Origin of the sequence: Gillisia sp. Hel_I_29 (assembly GCF_000744275.1) — a bacterium.
Lineage (GTDB): Bacteria > Bacteroidota > Bacteroidia > Flavobacteriales > Flavobacteriaceae > Gillisia.
Genome location: NZ_JQLP01000002.1, coordinates 1 through 5,893, shown reverse-complemented (window position 1 = coordinate 5,893; position 5,893 = coordinate 1). Strand labels below are relative to the sequence as shown.

Sequence of the window (5,893 nt, the reverse complement as noted above, 5' to 3'; positions counted from 1 at the left end):
TTATTGTATGGAGTTCAGAACAAACGACCAGTTACTTTATCACCAGTATCATTATATTCAAGTTATATTAGTTGGTTGGAAGGATTAGATAAGGATTCTAGTTTGTCTTATTGGTCAAATTATTTATCAGGCTATGATAGTAAATCAAGTTTACCATTTGTAAATAATAGATTGGAAGGTGATTATTCACAGAAGAAGGAGCATTTATTGCTAGAAGGAGATTTATTGAGATCGATGCAGTTATTATGTCGAGAATTATCGATAACCGAGAATAGTTTTATCCAAGGAGTTTGGGGGTATTTATTATCGCGATATAACAATACACGCGATGTAGTTTTTGGAGCTGTAGTCTCTGGACGACCTGATGCTATACCAGGTATAGAGGATATGGTAGGATTATTTATCAATACGATCCCTGTTCGAATACAATACACAGAAGTAAGTACAGCTAAAGATTTACTAGAAGAGATACAACAAGGCTCGATCGCTAGTTTACCACATCATTATTTAAATTTATCGGAGGTTCAGTCTCAGAGTCCATTAGGAATGGACTTATTGGATCATATTATGGTTTTTGAGAATTATGCGGTCAAGGAGTTGGATGTTCTTCCTAGTGAGGAAGAAGACCATTCGTCTTTTGAGGATTCATCTGTTGTTTCAAGAGAGGTTTATGAGCAAACGAATTATAATTTTACAATTCTGGTAGTTCCTTTTAAAGATCAGCAGTTGCGAGTTGAGTTTGTATATGACCAAGGATGTTTTGAACAAGAGGAAATATTGCGAATGAAGGCTCATTTTATGAACGTATTGAGAAGCTTTGTGAGTGCTCCTGACAGTATATTAGATAGTATTGACTATTTAGATGATAAGGAGCGTGAAGAGTTGTTAGATGTATTTAATGCTACAGAAGTGGCTTATCCAAAGGGTAAGACGGTTGTAGATTTATTTGAGTCTCAGGTCTTAAAGAGACCAGAGGCCATAGCAGTAGTTTATGAAGATGAGCGTCTTAGTTATGGGGAGCTCAATAGACGTAGTAATCAATTGGGGCATTACTTAAAAGAGCTTTATAATATTGAGCCTGATGATTTGGTTGGTATAAAGTTACCGCATAGTTCTTGGATGATTGTAGGAATCTTAGGGGTTTTAAAGAGTGGTGGAGCATATGTGCCAATTGAAAGAGAGATTTCAGAAGATCGTACAGTTTATATACAAGAAAATAGTAATCTATTAGTATTGATAGATGAGGCTTTTCTAGAGAAGTTTAATAAGCATAGGTCAAAATATTCGATTGATAATTTATCGATAGGTTTATTACCCTCTAATTTGGTATATGTTATTTATACTAGTGGTTCTACAGGGAAGCCCAAAGGAGTAGAAATATCACATAATTCTTTAATTAATTATAACCATTGGCTAACAAATACTTATGATATAGGAAATAATGATAGTAGCTTAATAAGTTCTAGTATATCTTTTGATTTAATTCTAACAAGTATTTATGGTTGTATTTTAAATGGAGGTACTCTCCATTTACTTGACAAATTTAGATTAAAAGATCCCCTATCTGTAATTGAGTATATAGAAAGCACGTCTATAAGTTATTTGAAGGTTACACCAACATATTTAAATCTGCTATTGCAAGGAGATGAAAATAATTCTTTATTAAAAATAAAGACTCTTCGTTTAATATTTACAGGAGGGGAGCGAGCAAATATATCAGATATAGCTAAGATAATTGAAGGTAGTAGTATTAGGTTAGTGAACCATTATGGCCCAACGGAGAGTACTATAGGATCATGTGTATATGATATTACTAATACAAACCTTGATGATTTTCTTAATCGACCAAGAATCGGCGCTCCAATTTCCAACACAGAGATTTACATATTAAATAGGGAGGGCTTATTACAGCCAATAGGCGTTACAGGAGAGCTTTATATAGGAGGAGCTGGATTGGCTCGAGGCTATTTAAATAATGAGGAGTTAACGGCAGAGCGATTTGTCTCAAATCCCTTTAAAGAAGGTACTCGTATGTACAAGACGGGAGATTTGGGCAGATGGAATAGTGATGGCACGATTACGTTTTTAGGGAGAGAGGATGCTCAGGTTAAGATCCGAGGGTATCGCATAGAGTTAGGCGAGATCGAGAGTGTATTACTGGATCATTCAGAGATCGACCAGGCTGTAGTTTTAGCCAATGATAATGATGGAGTTAAGGAGTTGGTTGCATATTTTGTGAGCAGCTTGGATCATGACAGCGCATCACTGCGCAGTTATTTAAAGGGCTTTTTACCCGATTATATGCTACCAAGTTACTATGTAGCGTTGGATGTCTTCCCCTTAACACCCAATGGCAAGATAGATAGGCGATCATTGCCATCTCCTAAGGGTCTGGAGATAGGTCATGGGGTAGTGTATGTAGCCCCAGAGACAGATACAGAGAAGCAGTTAGTAGCCATTTGGGAAGCGGTCTTAGGTAAGGATAAGATTGGTATCAAGGATGATTTCTTTGAACTGGGAGGACATAGTCTAAATGTAATGCGAATGACAGCAAAAATTCATCAACAATTTAACCTTTCTTTAGAGGTTAAAAGAGTGTTTTATAATTTAAATATTGAAAATATTGCATTAGAAATTGATAATGTTAAATGGCTGAAAAAGATTAAAAAAGAAGAGGTTGTAAAAAAGATAATCATTTGATATAATGGATAAAATTGCTTTAATAATTAAAAAAATCAGAGACAATGGGGTTGGAGTTTCTTTAAAAAATGATAAGTTAGAAGTATTGTTTTTTGAAGACAACGTTAGCTTTAATGAAGAACTTCTGGCTTTGATAAAAGTTAACAAAGATATTATTAAAGAGTATTTGGAAGTTACTTCAATTAAGAAACATTACTCTGTAATACCTCCAATAGGAATATCTTCGAATTATGCTATATCAGATTCACAGCGACGTTTATGGGTTTTGAGTCAATTTGAGGGCGGCTCTTCGGCATACAATATGCCTTCACGTATATTTTTAGATGGCAGTTATGATGTAGATTTATTTAAACGTGCCATTTATTCGGTAGTAGACCGTCATGAGATCTTACGTACTGTTTTTAAGGAGAACTCCCAAGGAGAGATTCGTCAGTGGATATTAGAACGAGATGCTTTAGGTTTTGAGATCGGTGAATTGGATCTACAAGGCGAAGCAGATATCGAGTCCTCGGTATTGAATTATCTGGATAACGACCGTATGGTGGAGTTTGATTTAGCCAAAGGTCCACTATTACGCGCTATATTACTACAGGTATCAGAAGACCGTTATGTTTTTTATTACAATATGCATCATATTATTAGTGATGGATGGAGTATGGATGTATTGTCAAGAGATGTATTTAAGTATTATGAGTTTTATAAGAGTGGAGGCGAATTAGACTTACCAGCGTTACGGATTCAATATAAGGATTATGCGAGTTGGCAATTGTCTCAATTGAGTACATCTATTTATCAGGGCCATCGAGATTATTGGACGGGCTTACTGGGAGGAGATCTTCCCGTTTTAGACTTACCAAGTTCAAAGGTACGTCCCGTGATACAGAGTCATCAAGGTCAATTACTTCGCACTTACATATCAAAGGAATCTACTCAGGGGTTAAAGCGATTTAGCCATCAAGAGGGAGGTACCTTGTTTATGGGCTTACTGTCTAGTTTGAAAGCATTGTTGTACCGTTATACGGGTCAAGAGGATTTGGTAGTAGGGACACCCGTTGCAGGGCGAGAGCATTCAGATTTAGAGGACCAGATAGGATTTTATATCAATACGTTAGCATTACGTAATGAAGTTCGTTCAGAGGATAGTTTTGAAGATTTATTTAGACGGGTTCGTCAAAGGACTTTAGATGCTTATGAGCATCAGGGATATCCTTTTGATCGTCTTGTTGAGGATTTAGAACTTCGTAGGGATACGAGTCGAAGTGCTGTATTTGATATGATGTTGGTATTACAAAACACAGGAGATGCTCATCAGGGAATAGGTATAAGTGATTCAGATGTAGAATTGATAACCGATCAGGGGTTTAATTTAAGCAAGTTTGATTTGAGTTTCACTTTTGAGGAACGTGGTGATTATTTGGCATTGCTACTAGAATACAACACAGATGTTTATGAGCAGGAGATGCTAGAAGGCTTTATAGTTCATTATAAAGAGTTTCTAGAGAAGTTACTTAGTAATCCAGAGGCCTTAATAGGGAGTATAGATTATTTGGCAGAAGAAGAGCGAGTGGAGTTACTAGATGTTTTTAATGCGACCGCGTTTGATTACCCGAGAGATAAGACCGTTGTAGAATTGTTTGAGGAGCAGGTAAGTAAAACCCCAGAGGCTATAGCCGTTGTTTATGAAGAGGAGCGTCTTAGTTATGAGGAGCTTAATAGGCGCAGTAATCAATTAGCACATTATCTACAAGCACATTATACCATCGAGCCAGATGATTTGGTAGGGATTATGCTACCGCGAAGTTCTTGGATGATTGTGGGGATCCTGGGGATCTTAAAGAGTGGAGGGGCTTATGTACCAATCGATCCTGATTACCCAGAGGATCGAATAGCTTATATGTTAGAGGATAGTAAGTGTAAAGTGCTTTTGGACGAAGAATTTCTAGATAAATTTAATAATAATAATAAGTCAGACTATTCGACAGATAATTTATCGATAAGTTTATTGCCTTCTAATTTGTTATATGTTATTTACACGAGTGGCTCTACAGGGAAACCTAAAGGGGTTATGGTAGAGCATGAAAGTATTTTAAATACTATATTATCTCAGATTAACTATTTATCTTTGGAAGAGGGCAATCGAGGTCTACAATTTGCCTCTAGTTCTTTTGATGCATCAGTTTGGGAAGTTTTTCTTTTGCTTTTATCAGGAGGTTCATTGTATATTATTGACTCAGAAAAACGTCGAAACCCTGAAGAGATAGAAGACTTTATTAAGGATTGTTCTATTGATGTAGCGACAATTCCACCATCGTATTTGAGTCAATTAGATGTTTCAAGGCTTTCAGGATTGAGTAAATTAATTACAGCAGGAGAAGCTGCAAATTATAAAAAGGCTTCTGAATTTTTAACTTATGGAGGACTTTATTTTAATGCGTATGGTCCTACAGAATCAAGCATTTGTGCAACTATATTTAAAGTGTCAAGCATTTATGATGATTTGCCACTGAGTATTCCCATTGGCGCTCCAATTTCCAACACAGAGATTTACATATTAAATAGGGAGGGCTTATTACAGCCAGTAGGTGTAACGGGAGAGCTTTATATAGCAGGATCTGGCTTGGCTCGCGGTTATTTAAACAATGAGTTACTTACTAAAGAGCGATTTGTCTCAAATCCCTTTAAAGAAGGTACTCGTATGTACAAGACGGGAGATTTGGGCAGATGGAATAGTGATGGCACGATTACGTTTTTAGGGAGAGAGGATGCTCAGGTTAAGATCCGAGGGTATCGCATAGAGTTAGGCGAGATCGAGAGTGTATTATTGGGGCATGCAGATATAGATGAGGCTGTAGTTTTGGCCAATGATAATGATGGAGTTAAGGAGTTGGTTGCATATTTTGTAAGCAGCTTGGATCATGACAGCGCATCACTGCGCAGTTATTTAAAGGGCTTTTTACCCGATTATATGCTACCAAGTTACTATGTAGCGATGGAAGGTTTACCCTTAACACCTAATGGCAAGATAGACAGGCGCTCGTTACCCTCACCAGAGGGGTTAGAGATTAGTCATGGGGTTGAGTATGTAGCCCCACGAAATGATATAGAGCATAGTTTGGTAAAAGTTTGGGAAGAAGTTCTCAAGCGAGGAAGGCATAGGAGTCAAAGATAATTTTTACAATTTAGGAGGAGATTC

At 36.9% G+C, this 5,893-nt stretch carries 2 protein-coding genes; both read left to right on the top strand.

The genetic code is table 11. The features are described 5' to 3' along the window. The coding region (locus tag P163_RS03730) for a non-ribosomal peptide synthetase (RefSeq protein ID WP_156100650.1) at positions 1-2,700 on the top strand (2,700 nt) is incomplete at its 5' end. Between the two features lie 4 nt (positions 2,701-2,704). Then, positions 2,705-5,869 carry a non-ribosomal peptide synthetase gene (locus P163_RS03725; RefSeq protein ID WP_034887832.1) on the top strand — a complete coding sequence of 1,055 codons (3,165 nt, stop codon included), beginning with the start codon at positions 2,705-2,707 and terminating at the stop codon, positions 5,867-5,869. The last annotated feature ends 24 nt before the right edge of the window (positions 5,870-5,893 follow it).